This is a genomic window from Streptomyces kaniharaensis (assembly GCF_009569385.1).
Taxonomy (GTDB): domain Bacteria; phylum Actinomycetota; class Actinomycetes; order Streptomycetales; family Streptomycetaceae; genus Kitasatospora; species Kitasatospora kaniharaensis.
Window position 1 is genome coordinate 135,816 of record NZ_WBOF01000005.1, and the last position, 18,133, is coordinate 153,948.

At 72.5% G+C, this 18,133-nt stretch carries 22 protein-coding genes; 16 read left to right on the top strand and 6 right to left on the bottom strand.

The window, feature by feature from the left end:
- The first annotated feature begins 196 nt into the window (after positions 1 to 196).
- Positions 197 to 628 (top strand): hypothetical protein, encoded by a 432-nt coding sequence (locus F7Q99_RS36835; protein ID WP_153470823.1) that lies wholly within the window; start codon positions 197 to 199, stop codon positions 626 to 628.
- Positions 629 to 795: 167 nt separating this feature from the next.
- Positions 796 to 1,287, top strand: a complete 492-nt coding sequence (locus F7Q99_RS36840) for a hypothetical protein (RefSeq protein ID WP_153470825.1) — start codon at positions 796 to 798, stop codon at positions 1,285 to 1,287.
- On the opposite strand, the gene F7Q99_RS36845 is transcribed toward F7Q99_RS36840, so the two are convergent.
- The 5 genes from F7Q99_RS36845 to F7Q99_RS36865 all read right to left on the bottom strand — a co-directional run bounded on the left by F7Q99_RS36845 (position 1,284) and on the right by F7Q99_RS36865 (position 5,902).
- A complete protein-coding gene (locus tag F7Q99_RS36845; RefSeq protein WP_153470829.1) occupies positions 1,284 to 1,745 on the bottom strand; it encodes a hypothetical protein in 462 nt (153 codons plus the stop codon). The two genes, F7Q99_RS36840 and F7Q99_RS36845, sit on opposite strands and share 4 nt — an antisense overlap.
- Before the next feature lie 92 nt (positions 1,746 to 1,837).
- Positions 1,838 to 2,362 carry a GNAT family N-acetyltransferase gene (locus F7Q99_RS36850; protein ID WP_153470831.1) on the bottom strand — a complete coding sequence of 175 codons (525 nt, stop codon included), beginning with the start codon at positions 2,360 to 2,362 and terminating at the stop codon, positions 1,838 to 1,840.
- Between the two features lie 73 nt (positions 2,363 to 2,435).
- Positions 2,436 to 2,990 carry a GNAT family N-acetyltransferase gene (locus F7Q99_RS36855; RefSeq protein ID WP_153470834.1) on the bottom strand — a complete coding sequence of 185 codons (555 nt, stop codon included), beginning with the start codon at positions 2,988 to 2,990 and terminating at the stop codon, positions 2,436 to 2,438.
- Positions 2,991 to 2,999: 9 nt separating this feature from the next.
- Positions 3,000 to 4,247, bottom strand: a complete 1,248-nt coding sequence (locus tag F7Q99_RS36860) for a hypothetical protein (protein WP_230211276.1) — start codon at positions 4,245 to 4,247, stop codon at positions 3,000 to 3,002.
- Positions 4,248 to 4,723: 476 nt separating this feature from the next.
- Positions 4,724 to 5,902 (bottom strand): helix-turn-helix domain-containing protein, encoded by a 1,179-nt coding sequence (locus tag F7Q99_RS36865; RefSeq protein ID WP_153470840.1) that lies wholly within the window; start codon positions 5,900 to 5,902, stop codon positions 4,724 to 4,726.
- A 260-nt stretch (positions 5,903 to 6,162) separates the two neighbouring features.
- On the opposite strand from F7Q99_RS36865, the gene F7Q99_RS36870 reads away from it, so the two are divergent.
- From F7Q99_RS36870 to F7Q99_RS36930, 13 genes are all read left to right on the top strand, one after another.
- Positions 6,163 to 6,588, top strand: a complete 426-nt coding sequence (locus tag F7Q99_RS36870) for a 6-pyruvoyl trahydropterin synthase family protein (protein WP_230211277.1) — start codon at positions 6,163 to 6,165, stop codon at positions 6,586 to 6,588.
- Positions 6,585 to 7,322 carry a 7-carboxy-7-deazaguanine synthase QueE gene (locus tag F7Q99_RS36875; protein ID WP_326847524.1) on the top strand — a complete coding sequence of 246 codons (738 nt, stop codon included), beginning with the start codon at positions 6,585 to 6,587 and terminating at the stop codon, positions 7,320 to 7,322. Before F7Q99_RS36870 ends, F7Q99_RS36875 begins: the two co-directional genes overlap by 4 nt.
- A 46-nt stretch (positions 7,323 to 7,368) precedes the next feature.
- Positions 7,369 to 7,989 (top strand): GTP cyclohydrolase I, encoded by a 621-nt coding sequence (gene folE, locus F7Q99_RS36880; protein WP_153470843.1) that lies wholly within the window; start codon positions 7,369 to 7,371, stop codon positions 7,987 to 7,989.
- Positions 7,990 to 8,025: 36 nt separating this feature from the next.
- A complete protein-coding gene (locus F7Q99_RS36885; protein ID WP_153470846.1) occupies positions 8,026 to 8,550 on the top strand; it encodes a phosphoribosyltransferase in 525 nt (174 codons plus the stop codon).
- The gene (locus F7Q99_RS36890; RefSeq protein ID WP_153470849.1) at positions 8,547 to 9,365 is read left to right on the top strand and encodes a class I SAM-dependent methyltransferase; all 819 of its coding nucleotides are present in this window, start codon (positions 8,547 to 8,549) and stop codon (positions 9,363 to 9,365) included. The genes F7Q99_RS36885 and F7Q99_RS36890 overlap by 4 nt, the downstream gene beginning before the upstream one ends.
- Entirely contained in the window at positions 9,362 to 10,084 is a 723-nt protein-coding gene (locus tag F7Q99_RS36895; protein ID WP_153470851.1) for a nucleoside/nucleotide kinase family protein, read from the top strand. The genes F7Q99_RS36890 and F7Q99_RS36895 overlap by 4 nt, the downstream gene beginning before the upstream one ends.
- Entirely contained in the window at positions 10,074 to 11,135 is a 1,062-nt protein-coding gene (locus tag F7Q99_RS36900; RefSeq protein ID WP_326847525.1) for a radical SAM protein, read from the top strand. The genes F7Q99_RS36895 and F7Q99_RS36900 overlap by 11 nt, the downstream gene beginning before the upstream one ends.
- Entirely contained in the window at positions 11,132 to 12,244 is a 1,113-nt protein-coding gene (locus F7Q99_RS36905; protein ID WP_326847526.1) for a DegT/DnrJ/EryC1/StrS family aminotransferase, read from the top strand. The genes F7Q99_RS36900 and F7Q99_RS36905 overlap by 4 nt, the downstream gene beginning before the upstream one ends.
- Before the next feature lie 73 nt (positions 12,245 to 12,317).
- On the top strand, positions 12,318 to 13,091 hold the full coding sequence (locus tag F7Q99_RS36910; protein WP_153470858.1) for a dTMP kinase: 774 nt from the start codon (positions 12,318 to 12,320) through the stop codon (positions 13,089 to 13,091).
- Positions 13,088 to 13,807, top strand: coding sequence for an HAD family hydrolase (locus F7Q99_RS36915; RefSeq protein WP_153470861.1), 720 nt, complete (start codon positions 13,088 to 13,090; stop codon positions 13,805 to 13,807). The genes F7Q99_RS36910 and F7Q99_RS36915 overlap by 4 nt, the downstream gene beginning before the upstream one ends.
- 31 nt (positions 13,808 to 13,838) lie before the next feature.
- On the top strand, positions 13,839 to 14,804 hold the full coding sequence (locus F7Q99_RS36920) for a phosphoribosylaminoimidazolesuccinocarboxamide synthase (RefSeq protein ID WP_153470864.1): 966 nt from the start codon (positions 13,839 to 13,841) through the stop codon (positions 14,802 to 14,804).
- Between the two features lie 98 nt (positions 14,805 to 14,902).
- The gene (locus tag F7Q99_RS36925; RefSeq protein WP_153470867.1) at positions 14,903 to 15,562 is read left to right on the top strand and encodes a 3'-5' exonuclease; all 660 of its coding nucleotides are present in this window, start codon (positions 14,903 to 14,905) and stop codon (positions 15,560 to 15,562) included.
- 52 nt (positions 15,563 to 15,614) lie between these two features.
- On the top strand, positions 15,615 to 16,250 hold the full coding sequence (locus F7Q99_RS36930) for a mycothiol-dependent nitroreductase Rv2466c family protein (RefSeq protein ID WP_153470869.1): 636 nt from the start codon (positions 15,615 to 15,617) through the stop codon (positions 16,248 to 16,250).
- Between the two features lie 152 nt (positions 16,251 to 16,402).
- On the opposite strand, the gene F7Q99_RS36935 is transcribed toward F7Q99_RS36930, so the two are convergent.
- The gene (locus F7Q99_RS36935) at positions 16,403 to 16,960 is read right to left on the bottom strand and encodes an NUDIX hydrolase (RefSeq protein ID WP_326847527.1); all 558 of its coding nucleotides are present in this window, start codon (positions 16,958 to 16,960) and stop codon (positions 16,403 to 16,405) included.
- A gap of 626 nt (positions 16,961 to 17,586) precedes the next feature.
- Here F7Q99_RS36935 and F7Q99_RS36940 point away from each other — a divergent pair.
- Positions 17,587 to 18,039 (top strand): hypothetical protein, encoded by a 453-nt coding sequence (locus F7Q99_RS36940; protein ID WP_153470872.1) that lies wholly within the window; start codon positions 17,587 to 17,589, stop codon positions 18,037 to 18,039.
- Positions 18,040 to 18,133: the final 94 nt, after the last annotated feature.

The window sequence follows — 18,133 nt, forward strand, 5'->3', positions numbered from 1 at the left end:
CACCGCGCCACCGGGCGCAGCGCCGCCGGGTCAAAGGGGCTGGCCGCAGGGCCAGCCCCCGTTCAGCTGATTCGGCACCCGGGGTGGTTGCCGGGGCTGGGGTGGTCCTGGTTGCCGGGCCGAGGTCCGAATCCTCCCCGGCGCACCGCTACGTGGGTCACAATGCTGACGTACCGGCAGCAACGGAGGGGTGGGCATGGGGTGGCGCGACGCGGCCCAGGCCAGTCTGCGGGCCCTGGAGAACCGCGACGGTCGGCACCCCGATCCCTACCTCGAACTCCTGCGCCTGGGCGTCCAGCACACAGAAGAGTCCGTGGTGGTGACCCTGTTCCTTCCCGGCGCGACCGTCACCGGAACGGTCATCACCCTGGACGAGTGGGAGCTCCGGACGCTCCGGGAACTCAAGGAGCGCTCCAGCGGGGTGCGGCGTGTCGCCGGTGAGGCCATGCAGGCGCTCGACGACCGGGCCCAGGAGCAGCGCACCGCACGGCCGGACACGGACAGCCCGTTCGTGCACTTGCGCGACGTCACCTACCGGTCGGGGTGTGACCAGTTCTCTGTTCGCACCTGGCGCGGACCGGCTGCGGGCATCAGCGGATGGACCGTGGGCGAACCCACACCGGCGTAGACGGTCTGGCCGGGAACAAAAGCGCTGATCGCTGTCGGCCAGCGGCGCTAACATGCCCGTCGGGCCGGTCGAGGGCGGAGCAGTAGCCCCCGGCCGGCCCGCCGCCGCTTCGGGGCCACCACGCCGGGCATGCTGGGGTTGTCCACCTCGGGGAAAGAGAACAAGCGATGGCCGACTTGAGCAAGCATCAGCCCGAAGCGCAGCCGGTCTTCGATCCCGCCCTGCCGGCCGTGACCCGGGATGCCGTTGCCGAGCTGGCCGCCCACCACCCCGACCTGCTCGCCCCCGGCAGCGGGGCAGGTGGGCTCATGGCGTCCTACAGTGGCGCCGCCCAGATCCTGAGGCGGTCCGCGGCAACCGCAGCCGGCGGGGGGATCGCCGCCCTGGGCGCCTTCATACTCGGGCGGCTCCTGGCCCCGCCCGCAGATGTCCCAGGCCCGGCCGGGGGCATCGACGTTCTTGTCCGCGGTCTGCTCAGCCAGTGCGAGAACGCCGGGCTGATCGTGTTTGCCGGTGGAGCGAGCATGGCGATCGTGGCGGTCCTCCTGACCTGGTGGGAGAACCGCTACATCGACCGGGCCCTGGATGAGGCCCGGGGGCACTACGTCCACCCGCACTGGCTGACCAACGACGCCGCGCCAGGGTGGCTGCATCCTTAGGCCCCAGCCGGTCCGGCGGCCGCCTGCCTTCCGGTTGCCACGGCCTGGTCGATGAGGCCGCACACCTGCCGCAGCATCCTCCGTCCGGCGCCGAGGTCGAGCGTGGTCAGGCGCTCCGGCATGACGAGGACGAGTCCGGCCAGCGCGGCAACGGCGGTCACCTCCCCGTCGGTGAGCGCGGGCCGTTCCTCCGAGAACGCGAAGCCGAGCGCGGCGTCGGCGCCGAGGCGGCAGCGGATGTCGTCGTCGATGCCGGCCAGGAGGTCGTCGCATGGGTTGAGGCGTTCCCCGACCTCGCGGATCGCCTCTGCCAGGTCTCGGTAGGAGTCTGCGTGGCGCAGCGGCAGGCGCTCGGCGAGTTCCCCGATCCAGGTGGCCGCAGCTGCGGTGGATGCCTGTACGAGAGCGAGGTCCGGGTCGCGGCGGACCGGCGGCGGAGTGGTGATGGAAGTGGTCACGGTTGGTCAACTGTGAGCGGGCCCTCGGGGGATTGGCCCGTTCGGATGTTCGGCAGCCGGCCAGCTGCTTCTGGGGAGCTACCGGGGGAAGGTCACCTGGAAGGTGCGAGGGTGTAGAGGACCTGGCTCTGGCCGTACTCGACGAGGTGCTCGGTGGCGAGGAGGCCGAGTCTCTCCAGCAGCCGTCGGGACCGGAGGTTCGTGGCCTGGGTGACCGCGATCAGCTGATGGCCCAGGGCCGCCTGGGTGCCCCAGGTGAGCGCGGTGCCCACGGCCTCTGACGCATACCCGCGGCCTGCGTAGGCGGGGAGGAACTCGTACGAGATCTCGGCCCGGCCTGCGGCCCGGTGGTCTGGGTCGAGCGTCACCCGGCCCACCGCCTGGCCCGCCTCCGTGAGGATGACGGTGAAGTGGCCGCGCCGGTTCGCGGCGTCGACAAGGCGCCGGTCGAGGCGGTCAGCAGGAACGGGGCCGCCCAGGAAGCGCCGGACCTCTGGGTCGGTCCACAAGGTACGGAGCAGTAGGGAGTCCGCAGTCTCCACTGGGCGCAGCAACAGCCGAGGGGTGGGGAGTTCGGTCGGCCAGTGGAGGTGGAGCCACTTTGGGCCGACGGTCATGCTGCTCCCCAGGGGCGGTGGTGGATGCTCCAGGACGTCGGACCGATGCCTGCTCGGCCCGGAACGGCGACGGTCACGCGGTTGTCCGGAGCAGGAGGAGGTCGAGCACGGGTCCGTCCGGGCCAGGACGGTAGGGTCCGGCGTACTGGTATCCCAGCCGATCGTAGAGCCGACGGGCAGGGTCGTTGCCCGGCATCGCGAGCAGTGACACCCATTCGGTGCGCAGCGCCTCCAGCAGCGCAGTATGGAGGCGGGTGCCGACGCCTTGGCCCTGCCAGCTGGGGCGGACGGCGAGTTCGCAGATGCCGGCGAGGGAGTCGGTGTCGCGGGCCTCGGGGGTGATGGCGGGCAACAGCTGTTCGCCGTACCAGTAGGCAGGGGAGCAGCGGAAGCCGTACCCGAAGCCGACGATCTGCCCGGCCGCGAAGGCGGCGATGAGGGTGAACTCCTCGTGCGGTGCGTGCCCGCTGATCTGGCGGCGCAGGGAGTCGGGGGTGAACCCGGCGCGGGCGACGTCGTCGTGGCCAGCGTGGGCCTCGGCCCAGACGTCGGCCAGGGTGTCGAGCAGGATGGCGGCGTCGCCGGGACCGTAGCGCCGGACGACAAGCGGCGTGGCAGGCGTGTTCATGGAGGCCTTTCAGGCGGCGGGAACGACGGCGCGGTGGGCGTCCAGGTAATCGGCGACGCACGGCACGGTCCGGTGCGCGCGCAGGGTGCTGGCGAGGTCGCGCAGCGAGCGGACGAGGCGCCCGGACCGGACGTCGGGCAGATAGGCCAGCGTGCGGTGGCCGGCGTCGACGGCGGCGTCGAAGTCCGGCTTGGCCCTACGGGCGTGGTGGGCGGCGATATCGGCGGTGTACAGGGCGCGGTTGCGCGGGTAGCCGTCGGCAAAGAGCATCACGGCCTGCTCGGCGCCGGCTGCGGCGCGGTCGTGCTGTCCGAGGTCGGCCCGGCACAGGGACTCCAGTCCGGCCAGTTCGGCGGGCACGAAGAAGGCGAGCCAGTCCGGGTCGCAGTCGCGGGGCCCCTTGGCGTAGAGGTCGTACGCCCGAACCAGCGCCTGCTCGGTGAGCGGCCGGTCGCCTTGAAGGGCCCAGCCGCGGGCCTCGCGCATGGCCAGCAGGGACATCCAGCGGGGCGAGCCGAGCGCCGCGGCCGCTCGCTGCGCCACCTGGGCGTTGGTGACGGCTTCCCGCGGCCGGCCGGTGGCGTGGGCCAGTAGGGACAGGCAGGCCCAGGCGTGGGCCTCAAGGCCCGGGTCGTCGGCCTGGCGGGCGCTGGCGAGGGCCTCGGTGTAGAGGGAGCGGGCGTCGGAAGGGCGTTCGGCGTCGAGCGCGAGCCAGCCGGCGGCAACCGAGAGCATGCCGGTGGCGGTGTGGAGCTCGCGGCCCAAGTCTTTGCTGTAGCGGCCGTCCGCGATCCAGGTGTGGGCGGTCTGGAGCGCGGCGGCGGCCTGCTCCGCGAGGTCGGCGGATCCGTGGTCGCGGTCTTCGGCGTACAGACGCTGCTCGGTTCGCGCGAGTTCGTCGAGGTGGTCTCGGCCCAGGGCCGGACGGGAGGTGCCGGGGGCGGGGACGGTGACGGCGAGCACGGCCGCTCCGGCGCCCAGGAGGATGCTGCGTCGGCGCATGTCGTCCTCTCCATCGGTGCATCGTTCGTCGGCGTCCCGCGCCGCCTTGGTTCTTGCCCGGCGGCCGGGAGGGGTAAAGCCGAGTTCCTCGGCTGTGCGGCCGGTCACCCGGTGCAGCAGGCGGCGGTACCGGGCCTGCGGCCAGGCGGTGTCGCCGTCCTCCCAGGTCGCGATCGTCCGGGCCACCAGGAGTACCGGGTCACCGAGCTTGACCGATTCGGACACCAGGAACTCGGCGGCCTCGCTCCTGCTCATGTCCCACTCGACCTCGCGGAGCCTGCGGAACGTTCTGTTCGGTTGGCCCATGACCGCCCCCTCGGAGTCCACGAGCACCGCGCCTACACCCAGACGGTAGCGATGTTGGCACTCTCCGCGACAGGGTCGCCGCGCTGGAAATTCGGATGACGCCGCGTTCTTCATCCAAATTTCCGGCCGTCTGACATCGCTTCATCGCCACCGCCACCGGTTCCCTGGATCCACCGCAGTCCGGGAAACCCCGTACTGCTGGTGAGTTCTTGTCAGGCCCCGTGCGCTCCAACCTGGATGAGGACGCCGGGTCCACGGTCGCATCCGGGCCGGCTCCGCAGTCGTTCCCCGCCGCACCTTTCCCGAGAAAGGACTGGCATGCTCACATCACTCAGGATTCCGAGCCAGCGCCGCCGACAGCACCAACCGCCGCCAGGGCCGATGTCCAACACCGAACGGCGCGTCGCTCTGCTCGCCGTGCCGCCTCACGCGGCCGCGGCGCGCATCTCGGTGATGGCGGAGTCGAGCCGGGCCGACCCCACCGCGGAGGCCAGGCCGACGGCGACCGCGGCGTGGTGGCGGGCCTCGTCCACGTCGCCCTGCCGGAAGAGGACGGTGGCCAGGCGCGCCGCGCCCATCGCCCTCGCCCGGGGCTGGGAAGCCTCGGAAACGCCTGCGGTGCGCCGCAGTTGGGGTACGAGGTCGGGGGCGAGGTGGCCGATGGTGGCCGCCAGCCGGTACAGGGCGTACCCGAGATCGGAGCGCAGCTTGGCCGGCGTCAGGGTCTGCATCCAGCCCCCCTGCGCACTGTCGCCAGCGCGGGAGGCGTGGCCTTCGGCGGCGGCGACGGAGCGCATCACGCCGCGGATGTCGCCCTGGAGCGCGAGTGCCTGCGCGGTGACGGCGGAGACCATCGCCAGGACGGCGGGCGGGTGCGGACCGGAGGCGGACGCGGTGAGGGCCAACGCCCGCTCGGCGCCGCCCTCGTGGACGGCCTGGCGGGCGGCGTTGGTCGCGATGTGGCAGTACGCCAGAGCGTCGCCTGCTTCCCGGGCGGCGTCGAGGGCCAGGTCGAAGGCGGCTACGGCGCCCTTCTCCCCGGCGTCGAAGCTGGTCCAGGCGTACAGGCCTGCAAGCCGCGCCACCGCGCCGCTCCACGCGGTGCGGACGGACGGCGTCATCGAGGCGGCGCCCAGGTCGACGGCCCGCCGCAGCTCCAGGCCTGCGAAGTGCCGGGTCGCGCGGCCACCCGAGCGGCGGTCCCACTCCTCCAGCGCGGCGGTGTGGCGGTCGAGGCCGCGCACGTCGTCGGCCCCGAGCCGGCTCGGGGCCGGGGCGATGTCGGGCAGGACGGCCACTGCGCCGAGCGACAGGAATGTTCGGCGTTCCGTCGGACTCACCTCGCGGGTCTGGGGTCGCGGCCGGCGCGTGCCGACGAGGCCGAGCTCCGCGTCGGTCTTGACCTTGAAGACTGCCCGCAGCGCCTGCCGCACCTCGTCCCGCGGCCACCTGATGCGACCGCATTCAAGGCGGCTGACGGTGGTGGCGTCAAAGCTCCCCGGATCCAGTCCTTCCTCTCGGCACCATGCCTGTACGAGGACGGCCACCTTCTCCTGGGTCCAGCCCCGGACGCGCCTGGCCTGCTGTAAGACCGTGTTCTCCATCGTCCTGCCCCCTCAACTGGACGTTCTCGAAGGGCAATGAGCCTACTCGGTGCCCGTAACTTGCCCACCTAACTTGCCCTGCCCAATTCACCTGATCGGGTGTCAGATAGTGCTCCGCCAGGTCGAGAGCCGAAGCCGCGCCCGATTGCCGAGGGCTGCTCGACCGGCTGGACCACGATCAGCGCGACCCCGCTCAGCCCGAACGGCCCGGCCTTCCCGGGCGCTGTTCCACGCGGCCAAGTGCCGCCCTTCCCGAGGAGATGATGGCCCTGTCCACCGCCCTGCCCGCAGTCGGGATGCCGCCCGGCGTGTTCCGCATCGGCAAGTCGTTCACCTTCGAGGCCGGCCACCGGCTGACGGGGCTGCCGCCCGAGCACCAGTGCTCCCGCCAGCACGGGCACAGCTACACCGTTGAGGTCGAGCTGGTCGCGGACGAGCTCGTCACGCCGGGCTTCGTCACCGACTTCGCCGACCTCAAGCCCTTCAAGGCCTTTCTGGACGGTGAGCTGGACCACCGCAACCTGCACGAGATCCTGCCCGTCGAGGCCACCTCCGAGCTCCTCGCCCAGTACCTGGCGGGGTGGTTCGTCCAGCACGTGCAGCCCGGCATCCCGGGGCGTCTGGCCGCCGTCCAGGTCCGCGAGACCGGGAGCAGCTGGGCCCGCTTCGAGGTGGCAGCCCCGTGAGCGGGCAGAGCCTGCTCGGCGCGCCGCTTCTCGGTGACGGCACGCTGCTGATCGCCGAGCGCTTCGGCGTCGAGGTGCCTACCTTCCAGGGGGAGGGCCCCAGCACCGGCCAGCCGGCCCTGTTCATCCGCTGCTCGCGGTGCAACCTGACCTGCACGGGGTGCGACACCAAGCAGACGTGGGACTGGAGCCAGTACCAGCCGGCCGAGGTGTCGACGCGGGAGACGGTGGCGGAACTGGCGCGGTGGGCGCTGTCCTCGCCGGTCGAACTGGTCGTGGTCACCGGCGGTGAGCCGCTGATTCAGCAGCAGCGACTGCTGCCCCTGGTGCGTGAGTTGCTCGCGGCTGGTCGGCGGATCGAGTTCGAGACCAACGGCACCATCGGGCCCGACCCCGAGCTGCTGGTCGACGGCGTCCGGTTCAACGTCTCCCCGAAGCTGGAGAGCTTCGGCGCGGATGAGAGCCGCAGCATCGTCCCGGCGGCGCTGGCCGCGTTCGCCGCCAGCGGCCGGGCGGCGTTCAAGTTCGTCGCCACGGGGCCGGACGACCTTGGCCGGATCGCCGACCTGGTCGAGGAACACCGGCTCGCCCCGGTGTGGGTGATGCCGGAGGGCACGACCGCGGAGGCCGTCATCGCGACGACCCGCGCCATCGCTGACCAGGTCGCCGCGCGCCGGTGGTGCCTGACCACCCGGCTGCACACCCTCGCGTTCGAGAACGCCAGCGGCCGCTGAGCCGCCCGCCCATGCACCACCGGCCCCTCCGAGATGAGGACGCACCATGACGAGTACCGACCTCGCCGACAGCCCGACCGCCCTCGGACCGGCCCTGCCCGGGTCGAGGGTCGACACCGCCCGCGTCGAGTCCCTGGTCACCGACCTCCTCGTCGCGCTCGGCGAAGACCCCGCCCGCGAAGGCCTGCTCGACACCCCGAAGCGGGCCGCCGCCTGGTGGTCCTCCTTCCTGTCGCCCGAGCCCGCGAACGCGGCGTGCTTCCCCGAGCCGTACCTGGAGGGCCAGATGGTCCTCGTGGACGGCGTCAGCGTCTGGTCGCTGTGCGAGCACCACCTCCTGCCCATGAACCTGCGGGTCGCCGCCGCCTACGTGCCGGAAACCGAGGTGGTCGGCCTGTCGAAGTTCGGCCGGATCGCGCAGCACTACGCCGGCCGGCTCCAAGTCCAGGAGCGCTTCACCACGCAGGTCGCCGACCACCTCGCCGCGCTGGTCGGTAGCGAGGACATCGCCGTGTACGTCGAGGGCCTGCACCTGTGCATGAGCATGCGCGGCGTGCGGATGGAGGGCGCCCGCACCACGACCGTGCGCATCCGGGGGCGCTTCGGGAGCGACCCCGTGCTCAGCCAGCAATTTCTCACCATCGCCGCCCGGGACCGCGCGGCCTGACCGGCCAGCCGCCCACCGACCAAGGAGGTGCATCCGATGGCCACGCCACCGACGGCGCCCGCGCACGACGCCGCCCCGCCCACCCCCCGCTACCTGACCTGGGCCGACATCGGCTCCGCCGTACAGGTCCTCGCCGAGCGGGTGACCACCGGCGGGCCGCCGCAGGCCGTGGTGGGCATCATGCGCGGAGGCATGGTCCCGGCCGTGTGGCTCGCCCACCGCCTCAAAATCCGCGACGTGCGCAGCATCGAGGTCGTCCGCACCACCGGCGACATCATCAACGCGGACAAGAACCCGCTGCCGGACGTCCACAACCCCGCCTCGCTCGGCGACCTGCGAGGCCTGGACGTGCTCCTCGTCGACGACATCGCCGGCTCCGGCGTGACCCTCGCCCACACCGCGGACATGCTCCGCGACCTCGGCACCGCCCGCCTGCGTACCGCGGTCCTCGCCGTGAACCGGGCCAACTGGGAGCAGGACGCCCATCCCGCGGACGCCATCGACCACATCGCCGCCCTCTACGACACCTGGATCGTCTTCCCCTGGGAGGGGACAGCATGACCACCGAACTGACCGACCAGCACCGCACCCGGCCCGGCACCCCGATGATCGGCGCGTACAGCACCAACCAGATGGACGACTTCTACAGCGCGCTCGCCCTGGGCGAGGCGAAGCCGTCGGGGCTGATGAACCTGATGCAGCACCTCATCGCCGCCGAGCGATGCCCGCAGGGCGCCAACGTCCTGGACGTGTGCTGCGGACGCGGCCTGGCCCTGCCGCTGCTGCACCGCTACGCCCCGAAGATCGCCCGCTATGTCGGCCTCGACATCAGCCCGGACAACCTCGCCGAGGCCCGCACCCGGCTGGAGGCCCTGCGCGGGCACTACGGCAGCCCGTTCCCCGTCGACTTCATCCAGTGCGACGTGTCCGAGCCGTGGCCGGACCTGCCGCAGTTCGACGTCGCGATCTACACCGCCGCGCTGGAGCACCTGCCCTACGAACTCGGCGTCAAGAGCCTGGCCGCCACCGGCGCCGCGCTCGCCCCCGGCGGCGTGCTGTACCTGTCCACGCCGCAGGCGTTCGGGCCGCCGCCGCGACCGCTGCAGTACCGGGTGCACGTCTACGAGTGGTCGCGCGAGGAGGTCGTGCGCGCCGTCGAGGATGCCGGCCTGGTCGTCGACGACGTGATGGGGCTGCTGCCGCCTGCCCCGGACGAGGTCGCCGCCGAGCTCGAAGAGCGCTACGGCAGCGGCGCGGTGGACTGGTACCGCCACCTGGCCGCCCGGGTGCCGAAGGCGCTGCTGGACACGGTGTCGTCCGTGACCGTGCCCGACCGGGCGACCGAGCTGCTGTTCGTGTGCCGGAGGCCGGCATGACCAACGCCGTCCTCCCCCGGCCCCGCCTCGGCTCCGGCGGGGCGGACCGGCCGCTGTGGGTGAGCGTCGAGGGCGTCAACGGGGTCGGGAAGACCACCTCCGTCCGCGCGGTGGCCGCCGCGTTCGGCCCGCGGTGCCTGCGTCTGGACGAGCTGACCGACCAGCGGGCCGACTCCCTCCCCGGACAGGTCATCGCCGCCCTCGCCGCGACCGGCGACGTCTGCCTGCGCACCGGGCACCCGGTGGCGGAGACGCTGGCGCTGCTCGCGCTGAAGTTCCGCGAGTCCGAGCGCCTGGCCGCCGGCCTGCAGGACGGAGTGGAGGTCGTCCTGGAGGACCGTGGCGTGGACAGCGTGGCCGTGTGCCAGGCGGCGATCCTGCACGCCGAGTCCCCGGCCACGCCCGCCCTGGCGATCGCCGAGCGGATCCTGGCCACCGTCCGTCGGTGGCGGACCATGCCCGACGCCACCGTGCTGCTGGTCGGCGACACCGACGTGTGCACGGCCCGCTTCGCCGCCCGCATCGGCCGCGTCGTCCCGCCCGACGCCCAGGCCGTGATCGAGCACACCGGCCGGCTCTACCGGCAGCTCGCCGCCGCCGAACCGGACCGGTACACGCTGATCGACGTGTCCGGCCATGGCCCCGAGGAGAGCGCGAAGGCCGTCGAGGACGCCGTCCGCGCCGCCGAGGCCCGTCGGGAGGCCGCCCGTGTGGCCTGACGAGACCCGTCCGCCGCGGGAGCGGGACATCACCCTGCTGTGGGCTCTGCGCTCCCCGTGCAGCTTCGGCTGTCCGCACTGCTACTTCGGCGAGCTGGACCTGGACAAGGCGGGCCCGCCCAAGGAGGTGGGGATGCTCTCCCACATCCCCGTGCGCGACCTCGACCACGCCGCGCTGGAGGCGTTCGCGCGCAGCCTGGCCGACTCGCCGGTCGAGCGGGTCGTCCTCGCGGGCGGCGAGCCGCTGGACTGGCTGCCCACCCTCAGCGTGATCAAGACGATCAAGGACGCCGGGTGCGAGGTCGTCATCGCCACCAACGGCGTGCCCCTCACCCGGCCGGGCATCGCCCGCAGGCTCGTCGAACTCGGCGTCGACGGCGTCTCGGTGTCCCTCGACAGCGCGGACGCGGCCGTCAACGACCGACTGCGGCCCTCCCGCTCTGGCCGCGTCGGCCACCGCGAGGTCCTGGCCGGCATCCGCACCCTCCTGGAGGGGCGGGGCGACGGAGCGGGCCCCCGCGTCGGCATCTACACCGTCGTCATCCGCGAGCGCCCCCAGGAGATCACCGACGTCGCCCGCCTCGCCGCCGAGGTCGGCGTCGACTACTACGTCCCGCAGCCCATCTCCCTGCCACCCGACCACAAGCTCTTCGCCGAGCGCTGCCACACCGCCGCCGACGTGCCCGCAGTCGAAGAGCAGCTGCTGCGCCTCCAGCAGGACCCCGGCGGCCTCACCCTGCCCGGGACCGCCTACATCCGGCAGTTCCTCGCCTCGATCGCCACCCAGGACAGCGGCCGCATCGAGCACTGTTTCGGCGGGGCGCAGCTGTTCTTCGTCCAGCCCGACGGCTCGGTGTGGGACTGCCCCTCCGACCGGCGGATCGCCGCGACGCCCCCCGCGGCACGGCGCACGATCGTCGGAACCGAGGCGCGAACCCTGTTCGCCGACCGTCCGGTGTGCACGGACTGCTCCCACTTCTCGCGGGACTGCGTCAACATGGGGCCGCTCGTGCTCGGCATGCCCCGCCTCCTGGGCCGGGAGGGGACGTGAGCGCCCTGCCCCCACTGCCCGCAGCGGAAGCTCTCGGCGCCGGTGTGCTGGCGGCGCTGGCCGCAATGCCCGACCCGGCCTGCGCCGCGTACGCCGACCGGTTCGAGCACGACCTGAGCGGCGTGTTCGGCGGCCGGCACGCGATCGCGGTGAACTCCGGGACCGCGGCGCTGCACGCCGCGCTGTTCGCGGCCGGCGTCCAACCGGGCGACGAGGTCCTGCTGCCGGCGCTCACCGTCGTCATGACCGCCGCGCCCGTCGTCCAGCTCGGCGCTACCCCGGTGTTCGTCGACAGCGACCCCGCCACGCTCGACCTGGACTACGCCGACGCCGCCGCCAAGGTCACGGACAGGACCAGGGCCCTCGTCCCGGTGCACTTGTGGGGACGGATGGGCGACCCGGCCGCTCTGGCCGCCTTCGCGTCCCGCTTCGGCCTGGCCGTGGTCGAGGACGCCGCCCAGGCCGCCGGGACCTCGCGCGCCGGCATCGCGGCCGGAACCGCCGGCACTGCCGGGTGTTTCAGCATGAAGGACGGCAAGATCCTCTGGAGCGGGGAGGGCGGCTTCGTCCTGACCGACGACCCCGACCTTGCCGCCCGGGCCAGGGCCTTCCGCGGGCACTGGCTCACGCCGCCGCCCGGTAGCCACCCCCAGCAGCAGCTCGCGGTCAACGCCCGCCTGGCCGAGCCTCTCGCCGCGCTCGCCCAAGCCAACCTGCACCGCCTCCCGGCCCTGCTGGAGCGCCGCCGCACCCAGGGCACGTACCTGCTGCACGCCTTGGCCGGCGCCCGCGGCCTCACCCCGCTCCGGCCGGCCACCGACGAGACGTGGAACCACTACTCCCCGCTCCTGACGATCGGCCTGCCGCGCCCGCGCGCGTTCGCCGAGCACCTCGCCCAGCGCGGCGTGCCGAACTCCACCGGCACCTTCCGCCTGGTGCCGTGCGACACGCGCCCCATGTTCACCCCGAGCGCCCGGCCGCGGTGCCGCGGTGCCGCCCAGATCCTGGAGCGCACCCTGGCCGTCGTCCTCACCGACCGCGACGACGAAGCGGTACTCGACCGCTACGCCGCTGTCATCACCCGCGAGAGCGCCGCGTGGAGCGGCTGACCGCACACCCCGAAGCCCGGGCCGCCGCCGCACCCGCCGCGGCGGCCCGCCCTCCCCGAACGGACATCGCAGCATGACGACCACACCGCAACGCCCCCGTTGCCGCCGCGGCCCGCTGATCTCCGCCGAGGGCCTCAACGGAGTCGGCAAGACCTACCTCACCAATCGCGCCGTCGAGGCCCTCGATGACAAGCCGGTGATGCTCGACGAGTTCTCGCAGCGCGCCGACGGGCGCCCGGGTCTCGGTGAGGCGCTGCTGGGCGCGCTGCGCCAGGCCAGCATCGGCGACCCGTTCCTGCGCGGCGGCACCCCGATGGCCGAGGCCCTGCTCCTGATGGCCATCAAGCGACACGACCTGGACACCGTCCTGCCCGACCTGGCCCGCGGCCGGGCTGTCGTCGAAGGCCGCAGCGTGGACACCACCGCCGTGTGCCAGGCCCTGCTCCTGCACCCCGACGACCCGGACGCCGCCCTGCGTACGGCGATGGATCTGCTGGACCTCGCCGCCTCCTGGCGGCCGCTGCCCGACCTCACCATCCTCGTCACCGACGACCCCGGCGACGCACTCGCCCGCGCCCAGCGGCGCGACCGGTGCGTCTTCACCGACGAGCAGGCCCACTTCATGCGCGAGGCGTCCGATCTCTTCGAACGGCTCGCCGCCACCGATCCCGTCCGCTACCGGGTCGTGGACCGCCGCCACGTCGACGAGTACGAAGCAGCCGACCGGATCCGCACCTGGATCCGCGACGCCGGCAGGGACCTGGAATGCCTGCCCGAGCCCTGGCAGGGCACCGCCGCCGCGTGCCTGTGCTGCCACCGGCGCGCCGCCACCGCGGCCGTGGCATGAGCACGGGGAGCCAGGAGCCGTCCTGTCCGGGCGAGTGCGGCTGCGTGCCCGCGCTGGACAAGGACATCGGCGCCCTGATCGTCGACTTCGACGGCACCCTCGCCGACACCCGGCAAGGACATGAGGACGCACTGCACGCCGCCCTGGAGCCCTACGGCGTCGTTCTCGACCCCACCTGGTACGCCCGGCACATCGGGCTGTCCATCCGCGACCTGCTGGCGGCGCTGCCCGGCGGCCGGGCGCTGCCCCACGGCGAGGTCATCGCGCGCAGCCGCGCCCACCTGCTGGCCGAGGTCCACACGATCACGCCCATCGCGTGCACCGTGGAACTCCTCCGACGGGCGCAGGCCGCGGGCCTGCCTTGCGCCGTGGCCTCCGGCGCCAGCCAGCAGCTCGTCGGCCCGGGACTCGACGCGCTGGGCTTGCGCGGCGCGTTCGAGGCCGTCGTCGCGCGCGAGGACGCCGCCCGCGGCAAGCCGCACCCGGAACTGTTCCTCACCGCCGCCCGCCGGCTGGGTATCGCGCCGGGGCACTGCCTGGCGGTCGACGACGCGCCCGACGGGGTCGCCGCCGCCCGCGCGGCGGGCATGCGGGTGCTCACCATCGCCAGGGCTCACCTGGCCCCGGTGATCAGTGCCCCGGCGGGGCTCCGGGACTGCGCCTCTCGGTCCACCGACGCCGCAGGACCGCTCCCGGCCCACGACCAGATCCGGTGACGGCGCCACGCCGTCCGTCTCAAGGAGCACCATGCCCGTCCTGCACGCGACCAAGAATCTGACCGTCTTGCGACGGCCGACCGCCACGAGCGAAGGCGTCGGCGAGTTCGAGTACACCGACCACTACAGCGTCTTCCACTACGGCCCGATGCCCGACCCGATCCCCGGCAAGGGCGAAGCCGCCTGCCGCATGGCGGTCTTCAACTTCGAGCTGCTGGAGGCGGCCGGCGTGCGCACGCACTTCCGCCGCCAGAGCGCCCCGAACCGAATCGAGGTCACCCTCGCCCGCCTCCCGGAGACGCTCGACCACCCGCCCACCCCGCAGTTGGGCAACTACCTCCTGCCGCTACAGGTCCTCTTCCGCAACGAACTCCCACCCGGGAGCTCGGTCCACCGCCGGCTGGCCTCCGGCGACCTGAGCCCGGCCGACATCGGCCTCGACGCGGTCCCCGCCGTCGGCGAGCGGCTCCCGCGGCCGACCGTCGAGTACGCGACGACCCGCGAGCCGGTCAACCGCTTCCTCACCCCCGCCGACGCCCAGTACCTCTCCGGCCTCGACGACCGTCTCTTCCGCACCCTGCGCGAGACCACTCTCGCGGTCAACAGCGTGCTGAGCGACCACGCGGCCCGAGTTGGCGTGAACCACTGCGACGGCAAGACCGAGTACCTGGTGACGGACGATCAGGAACTGCTGCTCGCCGACAGCCCCGGCACCCCGGACGAGAGCCGTCTGATGTTCGACGGCGTGCACTGCGGCAAGCAGATCCTGCGCGACTGGTACGTGCGCTCCGGCAACGAGATCCCGGTCGGCCGGCTGATCGCCGACGGCGTCCCCCGCAGCCAGTGGCCCCGGCCCGCGTCCCTGCCGCCCACGTTCGTCCCCGTGATGACGGACCTGTACCGGGCCCTGTGCGAGACCTGGACAGGCGAACGCCGCTGGAGCGCGCCCAGCCTGGCGGCCGCGACCCGGGCCGTCCTCGACCTCACCGACGAGTGACCGGGAACTGGACCGGCAATCGCGGGGGCATGCTAGTTCCGGTGCGGGACCGTGCTTGGCAGACAACAGCCGAGGAAGGCAGGGGAATTGGTGAACACATGGCTCTGACCGACGATTCGGGCTTTCGGGCGACGACGTTCGTGGTCATCGACTTCGAGACGACGACCCCCTCCGGCCATCCGCCCCAGCCCATCGAGGTCGCGGCGCTCGCCCTGCGCCTGCACGACGGCGCCTGGACGGAGACCGGCCGCAGCACGTGCCTGATCCGGCCGCCCGCGTTCGCGCCGGTAACCCCCGCCGACACCGCCCAGACCGGCCTGACCGCCGAGCAGCTCGCCAACGCCCCTACCCCCGCTCAGGCCCTCGGCGCCCTGGACCGCCGCCTCACCCCCGGCACCCCCTACCTGCTGGTGGCCCAGCACGCCGCCACCGAGGCGAACGTCATCCACCACCAGGCCGAGCGCTGCCCGACGCTGGCCCGCACCAACCTCATCGACACCATCCCACTGGCCAAGCACCTCGTCCCCGGCCTGCCGAACTACAAGCTCGACACGCTCATGGCGCACTTCGGCATCCCGCACCCGCCCGACCGCCACCGGGCGCCCGCCGACGTCGACGTCACCGCGCAGCTCTTCCTCCACCTCATCGCCGCCGCCGACCGCGACCCGCGCCTGGACAGCCTCGCAGCCCTGTTCAAGACCGCCGGGCGCACCGCCAAGGCCAACCAGCCTGTCCAGGCAGGGCTGTTCGACGCCTGACCCCAGACACGCCACCCGAACGACCGACCCGAGAAAGGACGGTGCTCACCCGATGCAGCACGACGAGGAGCAGTCCCGCGTCGAGGTGCCCTTCTGGTTCGACCCGCTGTGCCCGTGGGCGTGGGTCACCTCGCGCTGGCTCCTGGAAGTCGAGAAGGTCCGCCCGGTGCGCGCCGACTGGCGGATCATGTCGCTGGCCTACCTCAACCTGGTCCAGCGCGAGGGCAACGGCCTCAGCGACGACTACCGGGCACTGATGGAGAGCGCCTGGGGGCCGGTGCGGGTGTGCGCCGCCGCCGCCGAGCACGCCGGCCCCCAGGTCCTCGGCCCGCTGTACACCGCCATCGGCACCCGCCTGCACAACCGGCGCCGCCGCGACGACCCCACCGTCATCCCCGAAGCGCTCGCCGAGACGAACCTGCCCGCCGCCCTGGCCGAAGCCGCCACCAGCACCGACTTCGACCCACTCATCATCGCCTCCCACCACGAGGCATTCGACGAGGTCGGCCTCGACGTCGGCACCCCCGTCGTCCGCATCGCAGGCACCGTCCTGTTCGGCCCCGTACTCCGCAAAGCCCCCCGTGGTGAGGCCGCCGGGAAGCTCTGGGACGGCCTGGCCCTGGTTGCGGCAACGGACGGCTTTTTCGAACTCAAGCGGACCCGGGACTCCAAGCCGATCTTCGAGTGAGCAAGGCCGCAGCGAACCCTCCGCCGCCCCGGCGCCAGACAGGGGACGCCGCCGAGCGGCGGTGCGGACGGCCGCTTGCAGCCCTCCGCACCGCACCACGGGCCACTCTGCGGAACCGGGTACGGCCAGGGCGCCGGAACGTCACCCCCGTCTCAGAGAACCTGGGCCGGTACGCCGACCGCCCGAGCGATGCGCTCGCCGACCAGACTCACGGCCAGGTCCACCGAGTACCAGGCCGCGCCAGTCACCTCCGTCTCCTGGATGAGCCCGATCTCGGCGCGCTCCGTCGAGAAGGCGTACCCGATGTCCAGGTGGTAGTGCTCCGGCTCGTCCTTCTCGGGCCGCGCCGGCACCAGGCCGTATTCGACGTAGACCGGCACCGACGACAGCGCCACGATCTTGCGCTCGTCGATGCCGGTCTCCTCCGTCAGCTCACGCAGCGCCGCCTCGGGCAACGTGGCGTCGGTCGGCTCAAGATGGCCGCCCGGCTGCAACGTGATCCCGTAGGCAAGGTGGTCGATGAGCAGAACCTCGGAACCACAGACGAGGAGCGCGCCGACCGTCACATGCATCGGGAAGCTGCGTCGGGATGCGAACCCGGAGCCCTCGCCAAGGAGCCGCACCGGCTCGGCCAGCGCTTCGGCCTCGGCCGGGAACCGTTCGAGGTACGACGACAGCGTCTCCGCGATGGTGGCATCACTGATGGCCACGGTTCACCCCCGATCCCACCAGGGAGAGGAACTCCCACCGACCAACTGCTCGGATACGGGCAGCGAGCACGTGCACATCAGCTCCAGCGGGGCGTGGCGTACGAGGGCCGCACTCTACAAGCCTGATCGAGCCGGGTACGGACCACCGCGCCCGCCCGGATCGCTCTCGCCTGATCGAGTGCCTGGCACGGAACCAGGGCGCACCACCCCAAGGAGGTGGGCCGCTGCATGTTCCGGCCGACCCGACTCACCGTACCGCTGGCGGACGGTCCCCGCTGTCACTCCTGAGAGGGAGTTCCAACCGCACTCACCACGACGTGCAACTCCACCACTTAGAGTCGCTTGTCCGAAGCGCAAGTCCGTTGTCTGTAAGAGACGTTGGAGCACCACCCGCCCAGCATCCGCACGTGAAGGAGCCCATCGGTTGAGCAAGCCGTCGGGCATACCGGGCCGACACCGGCGCCCACCGACGGACTCCTGTGCGCCCGTACGGCGGTCCCGGCATGGCCCCCCGCAGCCCCGTGCTGCGCACCAGCTGCGCATGCCTCCTTCCACGCGACTCGCCTGGCCAGGCGCCGTCAGAAGAGCTGGACGTGCTCCTGCCCGTAACCCTCTACGGCGTAGCAATGTTCACCAGACTGTCCCAACAGCAACTGGAAGAACCTGCTATGAGCCGATCTGTCATCTCCGCCCGTCGGGCTGCCGCCGTCAGCACGGCCCTTGCCCTTACCGTCCTACCCACCGCAGCCCCCGCCGCCGCCCAGACTCGCAGCTCAGACGCATGTACCCATCACTGGTCCGGTCCGAAGATCTGTATTGAGATCTACGGGTCGAGCATCTACATGGACCGTGTGGTGGCCAAGTGGACCAACCCGCCACGCGACTTGCAGGGCGCCACCGCGCACCTGCGCGAGGGCGACCGCGAGGTCATCGGCACCCAGCAGGCCCACCGCGTCGGTGGGGAGTTGGTTGCCGAGTGGCATCCCGGCAGGAGCGCCAATCTCAGTTCCGAGAAGGTCTGCGTGACGATCGACGGCGGCCAGGGACGCTGGGCCTGCCAAGAAATCATCAACCGGTAGTTGACCCCGCCAGGGGCCCACGGACCCGGCGCTCCTGAAAAGCGGTAGCGCCGGCGCCACGACGGTCCGCCCGCAGCCGATCCGGGCAACCTGG

Coding starts and splice junctions, on each gene's coding strand:
- F7Q99_RS36915 (WP_153470861.1), top strand. CDS start 13,088: ATGAGCACGGGGAGCCAGGAGCCGTCCTGTCCGGGCGAGTGCGGCTGC.
- F7Q99_RS36940 (WP_153470872.1), top strand. CDS start 17,587: ATGTTCACCAGACTGTCCCAACAGCAACTGGAAGAACCTGCTATGAGC.
- F7Q99_RS36840 (WP_153470825.1), top strand. CDS start 796: ATGGCCGACTTGAGCAAGCATCAGCCCGAAGCGCAGCCGGTCTTCGAT.
- F7Q99_RS36855 (WP_153470834.1), bottom strand. CDS start 2,990: ATGAACACGCCTGCCACGCCGCTTGTCGTCCGGCGCTACGGTCCCGGC.
- F7Q99_RS36850 (WP_153470831.1), bottom strand. CDS start 2,362: ATGACCGTCGGCCCAAAGTGGCTCCACCTCCACTGGCCGACCGAACTC.
- F7Q99_RS36860 (WP_230211276.1), bottom strand. CDS start 4,247: ATGAGCAGGAGCGAGGCCGCCGAGTTCCTGGTGTCCGAATCGGTCAAG.
- F7Q99_RS36885 (WP_153470846.1), top strand. CDS start 8,026: ATGGCCACGCCACCGACGGCGCCCGCGCACGACGCCGCCCCGCCCACC.
- F7Q99_RS36920 (WP_153470864.1), top strand. CDS start 13,839: ATGCCCGTCCTGCACGCGACCAAGAATCTGACCGTCTTGCGACGGCCG.
- F7Q99_RS36895 (WP_153470851.1), top strand. CDS start 9,362: ATGACCAACGCCGTCCTCCCCCGGCCCCGCCTCGGCTCCGGCGGGGCG.
- F7Q99_RS36890 (WP_153470849.1), top strand. CDS start 8,547: ATGACCACCGAACTGACCGACCAGCACCGCACCCGGCCCGGCACCCCG.
- F7Q99_RS36870 (WP_230211277.1), top strand. CDS start 6,163: ATGATGGCCCTGTCCACCGCCCTGCCCGCAGTCGGGATGCCGCCCGGC.
- folE (WP_153470843.1), top strand. CDS start 7,369: ATGACGAGTACCGACCTCGCCGACAGCCCGACCGCCCTCGGACCGGCC.
- F7Q99_RS36835 (WP_153470823.1), top strand. CDS start 197: ATGGGGTGGCGCGACGCGGCCCAGGCCAGTCTGCGGGCCCTGGAGAAC.
- F7Q99_RS36910 (WP_153470858.1), top strand. CDS start 12,318: ATGACGACCACACCGCAACGCCCCCGTTGCCGCCGCGGCCCGCTGATC.
- F7Q99_RS36925 (WP_153470867.1), top strand. CDS start 14,903: ATGGCTCTGACCGACGATTCGGGCTTTCGGGCGACGACGTTCGTGGTC.
- F7Q99_RS36930 (WP_153470869.1), top strand. CDS start 15,615: ATGCAGCACGACGAGGAGCAGTCCCGCGTCGAGGTGCCCTTCTGGTTC.
- F7Q99_RS36865 (WP_153470840.1), bottom strand. CDS start 5,902: ATGGAGAACACGGTCTTACAGCAGGCCAGGCGCGTCCGGGGCTGGACC.